The organism is Klebsiella sp. C239, assembly GCF_048822715.1.
In the GTDB taxonomy this organism is placed as follows: Bacteria; Pseudomonadota; Gammaproteobacteria; order Enterobacterales; family Enterobacteriaceae; genus Klebsiella; species Klebsiella quasipneumoniae.
In genome coordinates, this window is the sequence record NZ_JBMEZK010000001.1 from 677,665 (window position 1) to 695,743 (window position 18,079).

At 58.7% G+C, this 18,079-nt stretch carries 19 protein-coding genes; 12 read left to right on the forward strand and 7 right to left on the reverse strand.

Annotation, left to right across the window (positions count from 1 at the left end; all coding sequences use genetic code 11):
• Nucleotides 1-109: 109 nt before the first annotated feature.
• The 5 genes from ACOI6Z_RS03175 to rnd all read left to right on the forward strand — a co-directional run bounded on the left by ACOI6Z_RS03175 (nucleotide 110) and on the right by rnd (nucleotide 6,569).
• Complete coding sequence (locus ACOI6Z_RS03175; protein ID WP_004175456.1) at nucleotides 110-2,020, forward strand: ATP-dependent DNA helicase; 1,911 nt, start codon at nucleotides 110-112, stop codon at nucleotides 2,018-2,020.
• A 145-nt stretch (nucleotides 2,021-2,165) separates the two neighbouring features.
• Complete coding sequence (gene tsaB, locus ACOI6Z_RS03180) at nucleotides 2,166-2,861, forward strand: tRNA (adenosine(37)-N6)-threonylcarbamoyltransferase complex dimerization subunit type 1 TsaB (protein ID WP_023290213.1); 696 nt, start codon at nucleotides 2,166-2,168, stop codon at nucleotides 2,859-2,861.
• A gap of 38 nt (nucleotides 2,862-2,899) precedes the next feature.
• Complete coding sequence (locus ACOI6Z_RS03185; protein WP_032453356.1) at nucleotides 2,900-3,481, forward strand: Slp family lipoprotein; 582 nt, start codon at nucleotides 2,900-2,902, stop codon at nucleotides 3,479-3,481.
• 205 nt (nucleotides 3,482-3,686) lie between these two features.
• Nucleotides 3,687-5,372: a long-chain-fatty-acid--CoA ligase FadD gene (gene fadD, locus ACOI6Z_RS03190; RefSeq protein ID WP_085551111.1), complete on the forward strand. Its 1,686-nt coding sequence runs from the start codon at nucleotides 3,687-3,689 to the stop codon at nucleotides 5,370-5,372.
• Nucleotides 5,373-5,453: 81 nt separating this feature from the next.
• On the forward strand, nucleotides 5,454-6,569 hold the full coding sequence (gene rnd, locus ACOI6Z_RS03195) for a ribonuclease D (protein ID WP_023290210.1): 1,116 nt from the start codon (nucleotides 5,454-5,456) through the stop codon (nucleotides 6,567-6,569).
• 77 nt (nucleotides 6,570-6,646) lie between these two features.
• On the opposite strand, the gene minE is transcribed toward rnd, so the two are convergent.
• The 3 genes from minE to minC are packed head-to-tail and all read right to left on the reverse strand — an operon-like array spanning nucleotide 6,647 to nucleotide 8,454.
• Nucleotides 6,647-6,916, reverse strand: a complete 270-nt coding sequence (minE, locus tag ACOI6Z_RS03200) for a cell division topological specificity factor MinE (protein WP_004103270.1) — start codon at nucleotides 6,914-6,916, stop codon at nucleotides 6,647-6,649.
• A 3-nt stretch (nucleotides 6,917-6,919) separates the two neighbouring features.
• Complete coding sequence (minD, locus tag ACOI6Z_RS03205; protein WP_002910900.1) at nucleotides 6,920-7,732, reverse strand: septum site-determining protein MinD; 813 nt, start codon at nucleotides 7,730-7,732, stop codon at nucleotides 6,920-6,922.
• Nucleotides 7,733-7,755: 23 nt separating this feature from the next.
• Nucleotides 7,756-8,454, reverse strand: coding sequence for a septum site-determining protein MinC (gene minC, locus ACOI6Z_RS03210; RefSeq protein WP_023290209.1), 699 nt, complete (start codon nucleotides 8,452-8,454; stop codon nucleotides 7,756-7,758).
• Between the two features lie 126 nt (nucleotides 8,455-8,580).
• Here minC and ACOI6Z_RS03215 point away from each other — a divergent pair, with 126 nt between their 5' ends.
• The 3 genes from ACOI6Z_RS03215 (at nucleotide 8,581) to ACOI6Z_RS03225 (ending at nucleotide 10,079) form a co-directional block, all read left to right on the forward strand.
• Entirely contained in the window at nucleotides 8,581-8,862 is a 282-nt protein-coding gene (locus tag ACOI6Z_RS03215) for a YcgL domain-containing protein (RefSeq protein WP_048297801.1), read from the forward strand.
• A 16-nt stretch (nucleotides 8,863-8,878) separates the two neighbouring features.
• Nucleotides 8,879-9,538 carry a fumarylacetoacetate hydrolase family protein gene (locus ACOI6Z_RS03220; protein WP_117133796.1) on the forward strand — a complete coding sequence of 220 codons (660 nt, stop codon included), beginning with the start codon at nucleotides 8,879-8,881 and terminating at the stop codon, nucleotides 9,536-9,538.
• Nucleotides 9,539-9,632: 94 nt separating this feature from the next.
• A complete protein-coding gene (locus ACOI6Z_RS03225; RefSeq protein WP_017900197.1) occupies nucleotides 9,633-10,079 on the forward strand; it encodes a YcgN family cysteine cluster protein in 447 nt (148 codons plus the stop codon).
• Between the two features lie 6 nt (nucleotides 10,080-10,085).
• On the opposite strand, the gene ACOI6Z_RS03230 is transcribed toward ACOI6Z_RS03225, so the two are convergent.
• The 3 genes from ACOI6Z_RS03230 to nhaB form a co-directional block, all read right to left on the reverse strand.
• Nucleotides 10,086-10,430, reverse strand: a complete 345-nt coding sequence (locus ACOI6Z_RS03230) for a DUF1971 domain-containing protein (RefSeq protein ID WP_072413385.1) — start codon at nucleotides 10,428-10,430, stop codon at nucleotides 10,086-10,088.
• A 150-nt stretch (nucleotides 10,431-10,580) separates the two neighbouring features.
• Entirely contained in the window at nucleotides 10,581-11,111 is a 531-nt protein-coding gene (gene dsbB / locus ACOI6Z_RS03235; protein ID WP_004203315.1) for a disulfide bond formation protein DsbB, read from the reverse strand.
• Nucleotides 11,112-11,239: 128 nt separating this feature from the next.
• Nucleotides 11,240-12,790 (reverse strand): sodium/proton antiporter NhaB, encoded by a 1,551-nt coding sequence (gene nhaB / locus ACOI6Z_RS03240; RefSeq protein WP_023290206.1) that lies wholly within the window; start codon nucleotides 12,788-12,790, stop codon nucleotides 11,240-11,242.
• A 248-nt stretch (nucleotides 12,791-13,038) separates the two neighbouring features.
• Here nhaB and fadR point away from each other — a divergent pair, with 248 nt between their 5' ends.
• Nucleotides 13,039-13,758, forward strand: a complete 720-nt coding sequence (gene fadR / locus ACOI6Z_RS03245; RefSeq protein ID WP_004203311.1) for a fatty acid metabolism transcriptional regulator FadR — start codon at nucleotides 13,039-13,041, stop codon at nucleotides 13,756-13,758.
• Nucleotides 13,759-13,832: 74 nt separating this feature from the next.
• On the opposite strand, the gene ACOI6Z_RS03250 is transcribed toward fadR, so the two are convergent.
• Nucleotides 13,833-15,365 carry a SpoVR family protein gene (locus tag ACOI6Z_RS03250; RefSeq protein ID WP_004203310.1) on the reverse strand — a complete coding sequence of 511 codons (1,533 nt, stop codon included), beginning with the start codon at nucleotides 15,363-15,365 and terminating at the stop codon, nucleotides 13,833-13,835.
• A 76-nt stretch (nucleotides 15,366-15,441) separates the two neighbouring features.
• Here ACOI6Z_RS03250 and ACOI6Z_RS03255 point away from each other — a divergent pair, with 76 nt between their 5' ends.
• The 3 genes from ACOI6Z_RS03255 to dadX all read left to right on the forward strand — a co-directional run bounded on the left by ACOI6Z_RS03255 (nucleotide 15,442) and on the right by dadX (nucleotide 18,065).
• A complete protein-coding gene (locus ACOI6Z_RS03255) occupies nucleotides 15,442-15,588 on the forward strand; it encodes a hypothetical protein (RefSeq protein ID WP_060591653.1) in 147 nt (48 codons plus the stop codon).
• A gap of 98 nt (nucleotides 15,589-15,686) precedes the next feature.
• Nucleotides 15,687-16,985, forward strand: a complete 1,299-nt coding sequence (locus ACOI6Z_RS03260) for a D-amino acid dehydrogenase (RefSeq protein WP_218799153.1) — start codon at nucleotides 15,687-15,689, stop codon at nucleotides 16,983-16,985.
• Between the two features lie 9 nt (nucleotides 16,986-16,994).
• The gene (gene dadX, locus ACOI6Z_RS03265; protein ID WP_420686935.1) at nucleotides 16,995-18,065 is read left to right on the forward strand and encodes a catabolic alanine racemase DadX; all 1,071 of its coding nucleotides are present in this window, start codon (nucleotides 16,995-16,997) and stop codon (nucleotides 18,063-18,065) included.
• Nucleotides 18,066-18,079: the final 14 nt, after the last annotated feature.

Here is an 18,079-nt window from a genome sequence, read left to right on the forward strand (position 1 = left end):
CCATTCGGCAGCGGCAAGACTGCCATAATGTTCCGCTCGCGTCACTACCCGGACTGGCGAAACGCCGTCCTCCCTGACATAATCACTGTCCAAATAACCAGGGGGCAATGTGATCGACGATTTTGCAGCAGACGGCCAGCTAGCCAAAGCCATACCGGGATTTAAACCGCGCGAGCCGCAGCGCCAGATGGCGGTGGCGGTCAGCGAAGCGATTGAGGCCTCCCGGCCGCTGGTGGTGGAAGCGGGGACCGGAACCGGTAAAACCTACGCTTACCTGGCGCCGGCGCTGCGGGCGAAAAAAAAGGTGATTATCTCCACCGGGTCGAAAGCGCTTCAGGATCAGCTCTACAGCCGCGATCTGCCCACCGTCGCCAAAGCGCTCAAATTCACCGGCAAACTGGCGCTGCTAAAAGGGCGTTCCAACTACCTGTGCCTCGAACGCCTGGAACAGCAGGCGCTGGCGGGGGGCGATCTGCCGGTGCAAACCCTCAGCGACGTGATCCTCCTGCGCTCCTGGTCGAACCAAACCCAGGATGGCGATATCAGCACCTGCGCCAGCGTGGCGGAAGATTCCCAGGCCTGGCCGCTGGTCACCAGCACCAACGATAACTGCCTCGGCAGCGATTGCCCGCTGTATAAAGATTGCTTCGTGGTGAAGGCGCGTAAAAAAGCGATGGATGCCGACGTGGTGGTGGTCAACCATCATCTGTTTCTTGCCGATATGGTGGTCAAAGAGAGCGGCTTTGCCGAACTGATCCCCGAGGCGGAGGTGATGATCTTCGACGAAGCCCATCAGCTGCCGGATATCGCCAGCCAGTACTTTGGCCAGTCGCTCTCCAGCCGCCAGCTGCTGGATCTGGCGAAAGACATCACCATTGCCTACCGCACCGAACTGAAAGACACCCAGCAGCTGCAAAAATGCGCCGACCGCCTCGCGCAAAGCGCCCAGGATTTTCGCCTGCAGCTGGGGGACCCGGGCTACCGCGGCAACCTGCGCGAGCTGCTGGCGGACAGCCACATTCAGCGGGCGCTGCTGCTGCTCGATGATGCTCTTGAACTGTGTTACGACGTCGCCAAACTTTCGCTGGGGCGCTCGGCGCTGCTCGACGCCGCCTTTGAGCGCGCCACGCTTTATCGCGGGCGTCTGAAGCGGCTGAAAGAGATCAATCAGCCGGGCTACAGCTACTGGTATGAGTGCACCTCGCGCCACTTTACCCTTGCGCTGACGCCGTTGACCGTGGCCGAGAAGTTTAAAGAGGTGATGGCGCAGAAGTCGGGAAGTTGGATCTTTACCTCGGCGACGCTGTCGGTAAATGACGATCTACACCACTTTACCGCCCGGCTGGGGATCGACGAGGCGCAGACTCTGCTGTTGCCTAGTCCCTTTGACTATCAGCATCAGGCGCTGCTCTGCGTACCGCGTAATCTACCGCTGCCGAACCAGCCCGGCGCGGCGCGCCATCTGGCGGCCATGCTTAAACCACTGATCGAGGCTAACGACGGTCGCTGCTTTATGCTGTGTACTTCGCACGCCATGATGCGCGATCTGGCGGAGCAGTTCCGCGCCACCATGACCCTGCCGGTGCTGCTGCAGGGGGAGACCAGTAAAGGCCAGCTGCTGCAGCAGTTTGTCAGCGCCGGCAACGCCCTGCTGGTGGCCACCAGCAGCTTCTGGGAAGGGGTCGATGTGCGCGGAGACGCGCTGTCGCTGGTGATCATCGATAAGCTGCCGTTTACCTCGCCGGACGACCCGCTGCTGAAAGCGCGGATGGAAGATTGCCGGCTACGCGGCGGCGATCCGTTCGATGAAGTGCAGCTCCCGGACGCGGTGATCACCCTCAAGCAGGGGGTAGGCCGGCTGATCCGCGATATCGACGACCGTGGGGTGCTGGTTATCTGTGACAACCGGCTGGTGATGCGCCCTTACGGCGCGGTGTTCCTGGCCAGCCTGCCGCCCGCGCCGCGGACCCGCGATATCCGCCGGGCGGTGCGCTTCCTCGCCGTGCCGCCGGCAAGGTAATCCGCCCTAAAATGTGTTAAGCTGCGCGCCATTTTGTTAATTAGCGGTTCCCACTAGACTTCGGGCGGTGTGGCGACGGATTGACCGTCTGCCGGTAAACAGGCTGCCTGAAGGCCTGAACTATGTAACGAGAGCGTGACCACCCATGCGAATTTTGGCTATCGATACCGCCACAGAGGCCTGCTCCGCGGCGCTGTGGAATGATGGCACCCTTAGTGCTCATTTCGAAATTTGTCCCCGCGAACACACCCAACGTATCCTGCCGCTGGTGCAGGAGGTTCTCACCGAGAGCGGCACCACCCTGACCGAGCTGGACGCGCTGGCCTTTGGCCGCGGCCCGGGCAGCTTTACCGGCGTGCGTATCGGCATCGGCATCGCCCAGGGTCTGGCGCTCGGCGCGGAGCTGCCGATGATCGGCGTTTCCACGCTGGCCACCATGGCGCAGGGCGCCTGGCGCAAAACCGGCGCCACCCGCGTGCTGGCGGCGATTGACGCCAGGATGGGTGAAGTCTACTGGGCTGAGTACCAGCGCGACGAGCAGGGCGTCTGGCACGGCGAAGAGACGGAAGCGGTGCTCAAACCGGACGCGGTGGCCGAACGGCTGGCGCAGCTTTCCGGCGAATGGGCCACCGTCGGCACCGGCTGGCAGGCGTGGCCGGATCTGGCGAAAGAGAGCGGACTGACCTTAAGCAGCGGCGAAATTGAACTGCCGGCGGCAGAGGATATGCTGCCGTTAGCCTGTTATCTGCTGGCGGCAGGGAAAACCGTGGCCGTGGAGAAAGCGGAGCCGGTTTATTTGCGTAACGAGGTGGCGTGGAAGAAACTTCCGGGCCGCGAGTGAATCTCAGTAACAAGAAGACTGAGAAAAGGAGTCGCATCATGGCGGGTCAAAAACAGGGCGTTCGCTGGCTGCTGGCCGCGGCGGTTGCCGTTGCGCTGAGCGGCTGCGTATCGGTGCCGGATGCCATCAAAGGCACCAGCCCCACGCCGCAGCAGGATTTGGTGCGGGTGATGAACGCCCCGCAGCTGTACGTTGGTCAGGAAGCGCGCTTTGGCGGCAAGGTGGTCAACGTGCAGAACCAGCAGGGTAAAACCCGCTTAGAAATCGCTACCGTGCCGCTGGACAGCGGTGCGCGGCCGGAACTGGGCGAACCCTCGCGCGGGCGAATCTTTGCCGATGTTAACGGCTTCCTCGATCCGGTGGACTTCCGGGGCCAGCTGGTGACCGTGGTTGGGCCGATTGCCGGGGTGGTCGATGGCAAAGTGGGTAGCACGCCCTACAAATTTATGCTGATGAACGCCACCGGCTACAAACGCTGGAACGTGGTGCAGCAGGTGGTGATGCCCCCGCAGCCCATCGACCCGTGGATGCTGGGTCCCCGCCCCTGGGGGTACGGCTATGGCGGATGGGGATGGTACAACCCCGGCCCTGCTGAGGTAAGAAACGTTGTAACTGAATGATTTTGTTGTTTTTGTTAGTTCAAAGAAACAGCGGCCAGTCCGCTGTTTCTTTGTTTTCAGTCGAATAAGAAAAAAAATAGTGACGCGCTTCGCAACCTGCTCATTGCCTAATTAATAAACTGGTACGCTGAGTTAATATAATGTTAACAAAATGTATTTCCCAGGGGCTGTGATGACGACGAATAACTATTTCAGAGGTGATGCAGTGAAAAAGGTTTGGCTAAACCGTTATCCCGCAGATGTTCCGGCGGAGATAAATCCTGACCGCTATCAATCCCTGGTTGAACTGTTTGAACATGCCACCACCCGCTACGCCGACCAACCGGCGTTTATCAATATGGGTGAAGTGATGACCTACCGTAAGCTGGAAGAGCGCAGTCGCGCCTTCGCCGCTTACCTTCAGGAGGGCTTAGGGTTACAGAAGGGCGATCGGGTGGCCCTGATGATGCCTAACCTGCTGCAGTATCCGGTGGCCCTGTTTGGCATCCTGCGCGCCGGGATGATCGTGGTCAACGTCAACCCCTTATATACCCCGCGTGAACTGGAGCATCAGCTCAACGACAGCGGCGCGGCGGCGATCGTCATCGTCTCCAACTTTGCCCATACCCTGGAAAAAGTGGTGGCGAAGACCCAGGTGAAACACGTGATCCTGACGCGCATGGGCGATCAGCTCTCCACCGCCAAAGGCACGCTGGTGAACTTTGTGGTTAAGTACATCAAGCGCCTGGTGCCGAAGTACCATCTGCCGGATGCCATCTCGTTTCGCAGCGCGCTGCAGCACGGCTATCGCATGCAGTACGTGAAGCCGGAGATCGTAGCGGAAGATCTGGCGTTTCTGCAGTACACCGGGGGCACTACCGGGGTGGCTAAAGGGGCGATGCTGACCCATCGCAACATGCTGGCCAACCTCGAGCAGGTCAATGCCACCTACGGCCCGCTGCTGCATCGCGGCAAAGAGTTCGTGGTGACCGCGCTGCCGCTGTATCACATTTTCGCCCTCACCATGAACTGCCTGCTGTTTATCGAGCTGGGCGGGCAGAATCTGCTGATCACCAATCCGCGCGACATACCCGGACTGGTGAAGGAGCTGGCGAAATATCCCTTTACCGCCATGACCGGGGTTAATACGCTGTTCAACGCCTTGCTGAACAACAAAGAGTTCCAGCAGCTTGATTTCTCCTCGCTGCACCTCTCCGCCGGCGGCGGCATGCCGGTGCAGCAGGCGGTGGCTGAGCGCTGGGTAAAACTGACCGGGCAATATCTGCTTGAGGGCTACGGACTGACCGAGTGTTCGCCTCTGGTCAGCGTCAACCCCCACGATATCGACTACCACAGCGGCAGCATTGGTCTGCCGGTGCCTTCCACCGAAGCCAAACTGGTGGATGATGACGATAACGAAGTGGCGCCGGGCCAGCCTGGCGAACTCTGTATCAAGGGGCCGCAGGTGATGCTGGGCTACTGGCAGCGACCTGACGCGACGGATGAGATCATCAAGAACGGCTGGCTGCACACCGGGGATATCGCGGTGATGGACGAAGAGGGGTTCCTGCGCATCGTCGATCGGAAAAAAGATATGATCCTGGTGTCGGGTTTTAACGTCTATCCGAATGAAATCGAAGATGTGGTCATGCAGCACAGCGGCGTGCTGGAGGTGGCGGCCATCGGCGTGCCGTCCGGCAGCAGCGGCGAAGCGGTGAAGATCTTCGTGGTGAAGAAAGATGCCGCATTAACCGAAGAAGCGCTGATTACGTTCTGCCGACGCCATTTGACCGGCTATAAGGTGCCGAAACTGGTGGAATTCCGTGACGAACTGCCGAAATCCAACGTCGGGAAAATTTTGCGGCGAGAACTGCGTGACGAAGCGCGCGCTAAAGTGGACAATAAAGGCTGAGTAACGAATGAGTCGCCAGACGCCGGCTACGCCGGCGTTTTTTATGGGCGCAAGTTAAGAGAGTATGCTTTGAACTATCAGATGATCACCACCGACGATGGCCTGCGCGCTGTCTGCGAAGCGGCAAGCGCGGCCTCCGCCGTCGCTCTGGATACGGAATTTGTCCGTACCCGCACCTATTACCCGCAGCTGGGCCTGCTGCAGCTGTTCGACGGCCACCAGGTCTCTCTGATCGATCCCTTGACGATTAACGACTGGGCGCCGATGCGCGACCTGCTGCTCAACCCGGATGTGACCAAATATCTGCATGCCGGCAGCGAAGATTTAGAAGTCTTCCTCAACGCGTTCAACCTGATGCCGCAGCCGCTGATCGACACCCAGATCCTGGCGGCTTTCTGCGGTCGGCCGATGTCCTGGGGCTTTGCCTCAATGGTGGAAGAGTATTCCGGGGTCGCGCTGGACAAAAGCGAATCCCGCACCGACTGGCTGGCGCGACCGCTGACCGAGCGTCAGTGTGAATACGCTGCGGCCGACGTCTGGTACCTGCTGCCGATCGCCAGCCAATTAATGGCGGAGACCGATCGCGCGGGCTGGCTATCGGCGGCACTGGACGAATGTCGCCTGATGCAGCAGCGCCGTCAGGAGGTGGTCGACCCGGCCGAGGCCTGGCGCGATATCGGCAACGCCTGGCAGCTGCGTACCCGCCAGCTGGGCTGCCTGCAGCTGCTGGCGGAGTGGCGTCTGCGCAAAGCGCGTGAGCGCGACCTGGCGGTGAACTTTGTGGTGCGGGAAGAGCATCTGTGGAGCGTGGCGCGTTATATGCCCACCAGCCTCGGCGAGCTCGACAGCCTCGGGTTGTCCGGTAGCGAAATTCGCTTCCATGGCAAAACGCTGATCGGCCTGGTCGAGAAAGCCCAGGCGCTGCCGGAGTCGTCGCTGCCGGCGCCGCTGCAGAATCTGATCGACATGCCGGGCTACCGCAAAGCCTTTAAAGAGATTAAAGCGCTGGTGCAGGAAGTGAGCGCGGAGAAGGGCGTAAGCGCGGAGCTGCTGGCGTCGCGTCGACAGATCAACCAGCTGCTGAACTGGCACTGGCAGCTGAAAACGCAGGCCGCTGAACCTGAGCTGATTTCCGGTTGGCGTGGTGAGCTGATGGGCGAACGGCTGAAGAGGCTGTTAAACGACTATCCGCGCTAGCGGGCGGTCTGGTTCAGGGTATAAAAAAACCGGCGGCGCGTGGCGTAGCCGGTTTTTTTTCGGGATGGAACAGCAGGTCAGGGTTTCGACTCTTCCGTTTCGGGTAGGGTCACGTTCAGCTCAAGAATAGAAATATCACCGTCCCGTTGCTCCAGCTGCACGCTGACCATTTCCGGGTCGATCTGCACGTATTTGCAGATCACTTCCAGGATATCTTTGCGCAACTGCGGCAGGTAATGCGGCTCCGCGTCCCCGCGGCGGCGCTCGGCGACGATGATTTGCAGGCGTTCTTTCGCAATATTAGCCGTGTTCTTTTTTCGCGAGAGAAAAAAGTCGAGTAAAGCCATAATTTATCCTCCGAACAGGCGTTTGAGGAATCCTTTCTTCTCTTCTTCAATGAAGCGGAAAGGGCGTTCTTCTCCGAGCAGACGTTCAACGGTATCGGCATAGGCTTTGCCTGCGTCCGACGCGGCATCGAGGATCACGGGCTCACCCTGGTTGGATGCGCGCAGGACTGACTGGTCTTCCGGGATCACGCCCACCAGGTTGATGCGCAGAATCTCCAGCACGTCTTCCATGCTCAGCATATCGCCTTTATTGACGCGGCCTGGATTGTAGCGGGTCAGCAGCAGGTGCTCTTTGATCGGCTCTTCGCCATTTTCCGCGCGGCGGGATTTGGAAGCGAGAATGCCAAGGATACGGTCGGAGTCGCGAACGGAGGAGACTTCCGGATTGGTGGTGATAATGGCTTCATCAGCAAAATAGAGCGCCATCAGCGCACCGGTTTCAATGCCTGCCGGGGAATCACAGACGATGAAATCGAACTCCATCTTCTTCAGTTCTTCGAGAACTTTGTCGACGCCTTCGCGGGTCAGGGCGTCTTTATCCCGGGTCTGGGAAGCCGGGAGAATGTAGAGGTTTTCCGTGCGCTTATCTTTGATCAGCGCCTGGTTCAATGTGGCATCGCCCTGGATGACGTTGACGAAATCATAAACGACGCGACGTTCGCAGCCCATAATCAGGTCGAGGTTACGCAGGCCGATGTCGAAGTCGATAACGACGGTTTTCTTTCCCTTCTGGGCCAAACCTGTAGCGATGGCCGCGCTGGAGGTGGTCTTGCCAACGCCCCCTTTACCCGAAGTCACAACAATAATGCGTGCCATAGAAATTCCTTGTTAAAAAGGGATTAATTTAACGGTTGAATTGTCAAAGCGCTTTCGCCTAAACGCAGGCGTGCCGCTTTGCCATAAAATTCGGCCGGGATGTTATCGCTCAGCCAATATTCCCCGGCGATGGAGACCAGCTCCGCCGCAAGGTGGGTACAAAATATCTGGGCGTCTCTGTCGCCACCGGCGCCTGCCAATGCGCGTCCTCGCATCATGCCATATACATGGATATTGCCGTCAGCGATAAGTTCCGCGCCGGCACTCACATGATTTGTAACAATAAGATCACAGTGTGGCGCATAAATGCGCTGACCGGAACGTACCGGCTGGTCAATCAAACGCGTTTTTGTGATCTGGTTAGCAACTGGCGGCGGCGGGGCGGGTTCGGACGGTGCCGGACGAGGGGCTTTTTCTTTCCCTTCGGTTAATAACGGGATACCGGCGCGGTCGATTTCGGTTTTCAGGCGCGGGATTTTGCATCCGCTGACGCCCATAATACGTAAACCGGTCGCGGCGATAGCCTCGTTGACGGCGCGCCATTCGACGCTCTCTTCGACGCTGGCGATATTCACCACCACCGGAGCATGGCGTAAAAAGGCGGGAGCCTGGGCGATTTTGTCTTCTAACGCCTGACGAATAACCTCGGGATTTGCATCGTGCAAATGAACGACAGATAACGTGAAGCTACTGCCTTTAAGTTCGATTGGCGTATTTGACATCCTGGCCTTACTCAATTTGCTGTTTATCGACCGCCGAAGTGCGGTGATATTCCGAAGACTAAAAGGCATGTTATAGTCACTCATATATTGAGGCAAGTGACCACGGGTCTAATTCCGAGTAAAACTATGTTTTGTGTGATCTATCGAAGTACTAAACGTGAACAAACCTATTTATACGTCGAAAAAAAGGACGATTTCTCACGCGTTCCTGACGAGCTGATGCGCGGCTTCGGCACGCCGCAAATGGCGATGCTGCTGCCGCTGGATGGGCGCAAAAAACTGGTTAACGCCGACCTGGAAAAAGTGAAACAGGCGTTAAGCGAACAGGGCTATTACCTGCAACTTCCTCCGCCGCCTGAAAATCTACTAAAGAAACACCTGGCGGAACAGGGGAAACAATCCGATTAACCCACGAGGGAAAATAATGTACCAACATCATAACTGGCAGGGAGCGCTCCTGGATTATCCGGTGAGCAAAGTGGTTTGCGTCGGCAGTAATTATGCAAAGCACATCAAGGAAATGGGCAGTGCGACGCCGGAAGAGCCGGTGCTGTTTATTAAACCTGAGAGCGCGCTGTGCGATCTCCGTCAGCCGTTGGTGCTTCCAGAGGGGCTGGGCTCGGTGCATCACGAAGTCGAGCTGGCGGTGCTGATCGGCGGTACGCTGCGTCAGGCGTCGGAAGAGCATGTGCAGAAAGGGATTGCCGGCTATGGCGTCGCATTGGATCTCACCCTGCGCGACCTGCAGGCGAAGATGAAAAAGGCCGGGCAGCCGTGGGAAAAAGCCAAAGGCTTCGATAACGCCTGTCCGATCTCCGGCTTTATTCCGGCCGCCGAGTTCCACGGCGACCCGCAGAATACGCCGTTAAGCCTGAAGATTAACGGCGAGGTGCGCCAGCAGGGCACCACCGCCGACATGATCCATAAGATCGTGCCGCTGATCGCCTATATGTCGCGCTTCTTTACTCTCAAAGCCGGGGACGTGATCCTCACCGGCACCCCGGAAGGGGTAGGGCCGCTGCACAGCGGCGACGAGCTGGTGGTCGGCTTCAACGGCCTGTCGCTCACCACCCGGGTACTGTAAGCGTGGTTTGCCGCCTTTTGGGGCGGCAAAACTTGCATCGTCGTGCCAGACTGGTTATAAGGTGCACCCTTAACTGGCAACGACGGACACTTCGATGAGCGAACAACCTTTCTGGCAACAAAAAACCCTGGATGACATGACCGACGCGGAGTGGGAATCGCTGTGTGACGGTTGCGGCCAGTGCTGCCTGCATAAGCTGATGGATGAAGATACCGATGAGATCTACTTCACCAACGTCGCCTGCCGTCAGCTCAATATCAAAACCTGCCAGTGCCGTAACTACGAGCGTCGCTTCGAATATGAGCCGGACTGCATCAAGCTCACGCGCGAAAATCTGCCGACTTTCGAATGGCTGCCGCCGACCTGCGCCTATCGCCTGCTGGCGGAAGGCAAGCCTCTGCCGGCCTGGCACCCGCTGCTGACCGGCTCAAAAGCGGCGATGCACGGCGAACGCATCTCCGTCCGTCATATTGCGGTGCCCGAGTCCACCGTTGTCGACTGGCAGGACCACATCCTCAATCTGCCTGACAGGGCGCGGTAAGCGCCGTCACGCTTTTTTCGCGTGGAACAGCCCCTTTTCACCGTCGGTTTCATCCGCCACCCAGAAGTGAATATTGAAGCGGGCATCGTCGCTGAGTTCGACGCGGTGCCAGTACTGCGGCGGACTGGTGGCAAACTGCCCGGCATGAATGACGACTTTTTTCTCCGGCTCCGTCGCCTGTTCATTGGCAAAACCGTAATAGGTCACCGTACCTTCCATGACGCACAGCTGACCGAAGACGCCGGCTGCGGTGTTGTGGTGGCTCAGCAGGGCGGCGGGGACGTTCTCTTTGGTAAAGAACGGGGTGGAGCGTTTAACTTTCCAGTCTGCGGGGATCAGTAAAGATGACATGTGAGCTCCTGTGGGGCTATGTAAGGTGTATTAAATATGCATCTTTTGATGGCCGTGGTCAACCACAGACAGGAAACGATTCAGCGATGAACAGCAGGCACAAAAAAACGCCCCGGAGGGCGTTTCATGATGCGCGGTACTCACAGCGGCTTAGCGGCCAAACAGATCGCGCTTTTTCGCTTTAAAAGGCTGAGCAACGATCACCAGGATAGCCACCACCAGATAGGCCGCGAAAATGCCCACCAGCCATTGCGGCATCTCCAGCGACAGGAACTGCCACTGGCGTACCGAACAGTCGCCGGACGCGACAAACACCTGCGGCAACCATTTATCCAGCGGCAGCCAGCTCGGGAAGCGGGCGGCGAAATCACAGGTCTGGAACGGCGATGGGTGCAACTGGATCATCGTATGTTCCCACGCCAGCTGCAGCCCACGTACCGCGCTGTACAGCCAAATCAGCATGGCGACATAGCGCAGCGGCGTTTTGGGGGCAATGGCGCCCACCAGCCCCGCGCCCATGATGCCAAACAGGGCGCAGCGTTCATAAATGCACATCACACACGGCTGCAGCAGCATCACGTGCTGGAACCACAGCGCGACGAGTTCGAGAATGAACGCGGTCAATGCCATCAGGAGCCAGGCGCCGCGTCCCCGTGAGCACTGGTTTAAATATTGCAACATAATCATTTCCCTGGAAGATGCTAAATCATGGCAGTGTAAACGAAAACCGAACCGACGCCAGCGGCCCGGCGGAAAATATTACGTAACTGGTTATTGAATCGCCCGGGCGAACCCGGGCGACGGGTGGATCAGGGCAGGGTGGGGGTAACCAGCCAGCCGTGAGCCAGCAACCATTCGGTGACCGGCATCAGGGTGAACTCGACGCACAGCAGGCCGACCAGCGTCAGCACGAGGGTGTAGGGCAGAGCCATCCACACCATGCGGCCATAGGAGAGCCGGATAAGCGGCGCCAGCGCGGAAGTCAGCAGGAAGAGGAATGCCGCCTGGCCGTTCGGGGTGGCCACTGACGGCAGGTTGGTGCCGGTATTGATCGCCACCGCCAGCATCTCAAACTGCTTCAGGCTGATGGCGCCATGCTCGAGGGCGGTTTTCGCTTCGTTGATGTAGACCGTACCGACAAAAACGTTATCCGAGATGGACGACAGCAGGCCGTTAAACAGATAAAACAGCGACAGCTGCGCGTGCGGCGAGGCCTGCAGAACAAACTCGATGACCGGCGTGAACAGCTGCTGGTCGATGATCACCGCCACGACGGCAAAGAATACCGTCAGCAGCGCGGTGAAGGGCAACGCCTCGGTGAACGCCTTGCCAATCGCATGTTCATCGGTCACGCCGGTAAAGGTGGTAGCGAGAATGATCACCGACAGGCCAATGAGGCCGACTTCGGCAAGGTGCAATGCGAGGGCTGCGATCAGCCAGACGCCAATCAGCGCCTGGGCAATCAGCCGCAGCCGTTCCTGACGACTGCGCTGCGCGCGGCTGCGATCGTCAAAGTCCTGCAGCACCTTTCGGACCGCCGGCGGCAGCGGTTCGCCGTAGCCAAACAGGCGATACTTTTCCACCAGCAGACAGGTCAGCAGCCCGCAGACCAGCACCGGCAGCGTGATGGGCGACATGCGAATGAAGAATTCGCCAAAATGCCAGCCCGCCGCTTTGGCGATAATCAAGTTTTGCGGCTCGCCGACCATGGTCATGACGCCGCCGAGCGCGGTACCGACGCCGGCGTGCATCATCAGGCTGCGCAGAAAACCGCGGAACTGCTCCAGCACCTCGCGGTAGTGCTGATCGATATGGCTGTCGTCCTGCACATCGCTATCGTCGGGGCGCGCCGAGGCGACGCGGTGATAGATGCCGTAAAACCCGACGGCGACGCTAATCACCACCGCCACCACGGTGAGCGCATCGAGAAAGGCGGAGAGGAAGGCGGCGGCCAGGCAGAAGGCCAGCGACAGCAGCATTTTGCTGCGGATGCCGAGCAGCAGGCGCGTAAAGACGAAGAGCAGCAGTTGCTTCATAAAGTAGATGCCCGCCACCATGAACATCAGCAGGAGCAGCACTTCCAGGTTGCTGGCGATCTCTTCCCGCACATGACCCGGGCTGGTCATGCCGATCAGCACCGCTTCAAATGCCAGCAGCCCCCCCGGCAGCAGTGGATAGCACTTCAGCGCCATGGCGAGGGTAAAGATAAACTCAACCACCAGCAGCCAGCCGGCGACAAACGGCGCTAAGGCGAACACCAGCGGATTAATGATTAAGAAAATAATTAATGCCAGCTTGTACCAGTCAGGCGACTGGCCAAGAAAATTGCGCCACAGCGCGCGGCCATAAGAAATTTCCACGACAGAATCCTTCCCCGTCAATTAGTACATGATTTTGTGCGTAACGATTGGCAAGAGTATCAGCTGAGCAAAATGAGAAGCAACTTTCTTCGCAGCGCGGCGGCGGTTACGGGAGAGAAGGAAAAGCGTAAAGTAAAAACGGAAAATGAAACGGCGATCCCTTTTTAATTCACTTGCGATGCTATCTGCGCTATAGCGGCTCTGGTATGATGAGTGCAATTGCAACAATGTGTAATGGAAATATTATTATGGTCATTAAGGCGCAGAGCCCTGCGGGTTTCGCGGAAGAGTATATCATTGAGAGCATCTGGAATAACCGCTTCCCACCTGGATCGATTCTCCCCGCTGAACGCGAGCTTTCTGAGCTGATCGGTGTCACCCGCACCACTCTGCGCGAAGTGTTGCAGCGTCTGGCGCGTGACGGCTGGTTGACCATTCAGCACGGCAAACCCACCAAAGTGAACAACTTCTGGGAGACCTCCGGGCTGAATATCCTTGAAACGCTGGCGCGTCTCGATCACGACAGCGTCCCGCAGCTGATTGATAACCTGCTATCCGTGCGCACCAATATTTCCACGATTTTTATTCGCACCGCGTTCCGTCAGCATCCGGATAAAGCGCTGGCGGTGCTGGACAGCGCCCGGGAAGTGGAAGATCACGCCGACGCCTTCGCCGACCTCGATTACAACATTTTCCGCGGTCTGGCGTTCGCCTCCGGCAATCCGATCTATGGTCTGATCCTCAACGGCATGAAGGGGCTGTATACCCGCATTGGCCGCCACTATTTCTCCAGCCCGGAAGCGCGCAGCCTGGCGCTGGGCTTTTATCATCAGCTGGCGAAGGTGTGCGAAGGCGGCCTGCACGATCAGGTGTATGAGCTGGTTCGTCGCTACGGCCATGACAGCGGCGAGATCTGGCACCGGATGCAGAAATCGCTGCCTGGCGATTTAGCCATGAATGTGCGTTAAGCTGGCTATTCGCCATCGATAAACACAATAAGGGGGCCGATGGCCCCCTTCGTCGTTTTATACGTCCCGCAAAGCTATAGCGCGTTCGGCCGCGCCGGGCAGCGGTCCAGTAGCTCAATGCTGCCGTCGGCGTTCTGCTGCTCCAGCAGCACATCGAACCCCCACAGACGATGCACATGTTTCAGCACTTCGCGCCGCCCTTTGTCCAGCGGGACGCGGTTGTGCGGCACATAGCGCAACGTCAGCGAGCGGTCGCCGCGCAGGTCAACGTTCCACACCTGGATATTCGGCTCAAGATTGCTGAGGTTATATTGCGCTGAGAGCTTGTTGCGGATCTCGCGATAGCCCTCTTCGTTGTGGATCGCCGAGATTTCGAGATAATTGTTGTGGTCGTCGTCGAGCACGGTGAAGAAGCGGAAATCGCGCATGATTTTCGGCGACAGGAACTGGCTGATAAAGCTCTCATCCTTGAAGTCGCGCATGGCGAAATGCAGCGTTTCCAGCCAGTCGGAACCGGCGATATCCGGGAACCAGTACTTGTCCTCTTCGGTGGGCGACTGGCAGATGCGCTTGATGTCCTGGAACATGGCGAAGCCCAGCGCGTAGGGGTTAATCCCACTGTACCACGGACTGTTGTATGGCGGCTGGAACACCACGTTCGTGTGGCTGTGGAGAAACTCCAGCATAAAGCGCTCGGTCACTTTCCCTTCGTCATAGAGATGATTGAGGATGGTGTAGTGCCAGAAGGTGGCCCACCCCTCGTTCATCACCTGGGTCTGTTTCTGCGGGTAGAAATACTGGCTGACTTTGCGCACGATGCGCAGGATCTCGCGCTGCCACGATTCCAGCAGCGGGGCGTTCTTCTCCATAAAGTACAGCAGGTTCTCCTGCGGTTCGGAAGGGTAGCGGCGGGCGGACTCAATCGCCTTCTCCTCTTCGCGCTTCGGCAGGGTGCGCCACAGCATATTCACCTGGCTCTGCAGATACTCTTCCCGGCTTTTCTGCCGCGCCTTCTCCTCCTGCAGAGAGATTTTTTGCGGACGTTTATAGCGGTCGACGCCGTAGTTCATCAGCGCATGGCAGGAGTCGAGCAGTTTCTCCACTTCGTCGACGCCATAGCGTTCTTCGCACTCGGTAATGTATTTGCGGGCGAAGATCAGGTAATCGATGATTGAGCTGGCGTCGGTCCAGCTGCGAAACAGGTAATTGTTTTTAAAGAACGAGTTATGCCCGTAGCAGGCGTGCGCCATCACCAGCGCCTGCATGGTGATGGTGTTTTCTTCCATCAGGTAGGCGATACAGGGGTTGGAGTTGATGACAATCTCATACGCCAGGCCCTGCTGGCCGTGCTTATAGGCCTGCTCGGTCTCAATGAATTTTTTGCCGAACGACCAGTGCGGATAGTTGATGGGCATGCCGACGCTGGAGTAGGCGTCCATCATCTGCTCGGAAGTAATGACTTCGATCTGGTGCGGGTAGGTGTCAAGACGATAGAGCTTAGCGACCCGGTCCACTTCGGCCAGGTAGGTCTCCAGTAACTCAAACGTCCAGTCGGGTCCATCGCTTAAACGGGTGGTGTCCCTGTTCATGGAGTCAATCGTAGCCATTAGCGCGCCCTCGTTGTTGTTGGTTTTCTCTGAACGGAAAACCTCTAAACAAGCATAGAACACCGCACAGCAAACTGTGTTGTCAGCCAATCGCTTTTCTTCGCGATTTCCCCATCTCAAAGCCGTTTTTTGCGCTTATTTACAGAATATAATGCTGGGTAAAAATAAAGCGCAGCATGAGATCGTAAATCTCGCAGCGCAGGACTGGTGCGGTTTGCTGTGAGTTAAGTCACCATAAATAAAGCGTATGTTGAATAATATTTTCATCTGAGTTATCAATTTGTAATTAGATGATTGTTCTTTAACTGTTACGGAGTCGCTATGCGTGTCGTCATACTGGGAAGTGGGGTGGTTGGGGTAGCCAGCGCGTGGTATTTGAGTCAGGCGGGTCATGAGGTGACGGTTATCGACCGTCAGCCCGGTCCGGCAGAGGAGACCAGCGCGGCTAACGCCGGGCAGATTTCTCCCGGCTATGCGGCGCCCTGGGCGGCGCCGGGGGTGCCGCTGAAGGCGATAAAATGGATGTTCCAGCGCCATGCGCCGCTGGCGATCGGCCTTGACGGCACGTCGTTCCAGCTGAAGTGGATGTGGCAGATGCTGCGCAACTGCGACACCCGCCACTATATGGAGAACAAAGGCCGGATGGTGCGCCTGGCGGAGTACAGCCGCGACTGCCTGAAGGCGCTGCGCGACACCACCGGCATTCAGTATGAAGGGCGTCAGGGCGGGACGCTGCAGCTGTTCCGTACCGCCAAACAGTATGAAAACGCCACCCGCGACATCGCGGTGCTGGAGGACGCCGGCGTGCCGTATCAGCTGCTGGAGGCGAAGCGGCTGGCGGAAGTGGAGCCCGCGCTGGCGGAGGTCAGCCACAAACTGACCGGCGGCCTGCGTCTGCCAAACGATGAAACCGGCGACTGCCAGCTGTTTACCACCCGTCTGGCGGCGATGGCGGAACAGGCCGGGGTCACCTTCCGCTTCAATACCCCGGTGGACGCCCTGCTGCAGGAGGGCGATCACATTGCCGGGGTGAAATGCGGCGATGAGATTATCAAAGGCGACGCCTATGTGATGGCCTTCGGCTCCTACTCGACGGCGATGCTCAAGGGACTGGTGGATATTCCGGTCTACCCGCTGAAAGGCTATTCGTTAACCATCCCGATTGCCCAGGAAGACGGCGCGCCGGTTTCCACTATCCTTGATGAGACGTATAAAATCGCCATCACCCGTTTCGATCAGCGCATTCGCGTCGGCGGTATGGCCGAGATCGTCGGTTTTAACAAAGCGCTGCTGCAGCCGCGTCGGGAAACTCTGGAAATGGTGGTGCGCGACCTGTTCCCGCGCGGCGGCCACGTTGAGCAGGCCACCTTCTGGACCGGCCTGCGGCCGATGACGCCGGACGGCACGCCGGTGGTCGGGCGCACGGCGTTTAAAAACCTGTGGCTCAACACCGGTCACGGTACCCTCGGCTGGACCATGGCCTGCGGCTCAGGGCAGCTTATCAGCGATTTGATCTCCGGCCGCACGCCGGCGATCCCTTACGACGATCTGGCGGTCGCCCGCTACAGCCCCGGGTTCACCCCGGCGCGTCCGCAGCATCTGCATGGCGCACACAACTAAGGAGCTTGCATGACCCGTCCGGTAGTGGCCAGCATCGACCTGCTGGCCTTGCGGCAGAATTTACAGATAGTGCGTCGCGCGGCCCCCGGGTCGCGCCTGTGGGCGGTGGTCAAAGCTAATGCTTATGGCCATGGCGTGGCGCGGGTATGGAGTGCGTTGAGCGCGGCGGATGGTTTCGCCTTGCTCAACCTGGAAGAGGCGATCCTGCTGCGCGAGCAGGGCTGGAAAGGTCCGATCCTGCTGCTGGAGGGCTTCTTCCATGCCGATGAGCTGGCGGTGCTGGATCAATATCGCTTAACCACCAGCGTTCACAGCAACTGGCAGATTAAGGCGCTGCAGCAGGCGAAGCTGCGCGCGCCGCTGGATATCTATCTCAAGGTGAACAGCGGCATGAACCGGCTGGGCTTTATGCCGGAGCGGGTGCATACCGTCTGGCAGCAGCTGCGGGCGATAAGCAACGTCGGCGAGATGACGCTGATGTCGCACTTCGCGGAGGCGGAGAACCCGCAGGGGATTGTCGAGCCGATGCGCCGTATTGAACAAGCGGCGGAGGGGCTGGATTGCCCGCGCTCGCTGGCCAACTCGGCGGCGACCCTCTGGCATCCGGAAGCGCATTTTGACTGGGTTCGACCGGGCATCGTGCTGTATGGCGCGTCGCCCTCCGGGCAGTGGCAGGATATCGCGAACACCGGCCTGAAGCCGGTGATGGCCCTGCGCAGCGAAATCATCGCCGTGCAGAACCTGCGCCCCGGCGAGGCGATCGGCTATGGCGGCCTGTATAGCACCACCCAGGAGCAGCGGATCGGCATCGTCGCCTGCGGCTATGCCGACGGCTATCCGCGGGTGGCGCCGAGCGGCACGCCGGTGCTGGTGGACGGCGTGCGGACCACCACCGTCGGGCGCGTGTCGATGGATATGCTGGCGGTCGATTTAACCCCCTGTCCGCAGGCCGGGATTGGCGCGCCGGTCGAACTGTGGGGCAAAGAGATTAAAATCGACGACGTGGCGGCCAGCTGCGGCACCGTCGGCTATGAGCTGATGTGCGCCCTGGCGCCGCGGGTGCCGGTTGTGACCCTGTAACGTATTCCGGGGCG

Coding starts and splice junctions, on each gene's coding strand:
- tsaB (WP_023290213.1), top strand. CDS start 2,166: ATGCGAATTTTGGCTATCGATACCGCCACAGAGGCCTGCTCCGCGGCG.
- minC (WP_023290209.1), bottom strand. CDS start 8,454: ATGTCAAATACGCCAATCGAACTTAAAGGCAGTAGCTTCACGTTATCT.
- fadR (WP_004203311.1), top strand. CDS start 13,039: ATGGTCATTAAGGCGCAGAGCCCTGCGGGTTTCGCGGAAGAGTATATC.
- dsbB (WP_004203315.1), bottom strand. CDS start 11,111: ATGTTGCAATATTTAAACCAGTGCTCACGGGGACGCGGCGCCTGGCTC.
- ACOI6Z_RS03250 (WP_004203310.1), bottom strand. CDS start 15,365: ATGGCTACGATTGACTCCATGAACAGGGACACCACCCGTTTAAGCGAT.
- dadX (WP_420686935.1), top strand. CDS start 16,995: ATGACCCGTCCGGTAGTGGCCAGCATCGACCTGCTGGCCTTGCGGCAG.
- minE (WP_004103270.1), bottom strand. CDS start 6,916: ATGGCTTTACTCGACTTTTTTCTCTCGCGAAAAAAGAACACGGCTAAT.
- ACOI6Z_RS03185 (WP_032453356.1), top strand. CDS start 2,900: ATGGCGGGTCAAAAACAGGGCGTTCGCTGGCTGCTGGCCGCGGCGGTT.
- ACOI6Z_RS03215 (WP_048297801.1), top strand. CDS start 8,581: ATGTTTTGTGTGATCTATCGAAGTACTAAACGTGAACAAACCTATTTA.
- rnd (WP_023290210.1), top strand. CDS start 5,454: ATGATCACCACCGACGATGGCCTGCGCGCTGTCTGCGAAGCGGCAAGC.
- ACOI6Z_RS03260 (WP_218799153.1), top strand. CDS start 15,687: ATGCGTGTCGTCATACTGGGAAGTGGGGTGGTTGGGGTAGCCAGCGCG.
- ACOI6Z_RS03225 (WP_017900197.1), top strand. CDS start 9,633: ATGAGCGAACAACCTTTCTGGCAACAAAAAACCCTGGATGACATGACC.
- ACOI6Z_RS03230 (WP_072413385.1), bottom strand. CDS start 10,430: ATGTCATCTTTACTGATCCCCGCAGACTGGAAAGTTAAACGCTCCACC.
- ACOI6Z_RS03220 (WP_117133796.1), top strand. CDS start 8,879: ATGTACCAACATCATAACTGGCAGGGAGCGCTCCTGGATTATCCGGTG.
- minD (WP_002910900.1), bottom strand. CDS start 7,732: ATGGCACGCATTATTGTTGTGACTTCGGGTAAAGGGGGCGTTGGCAAG.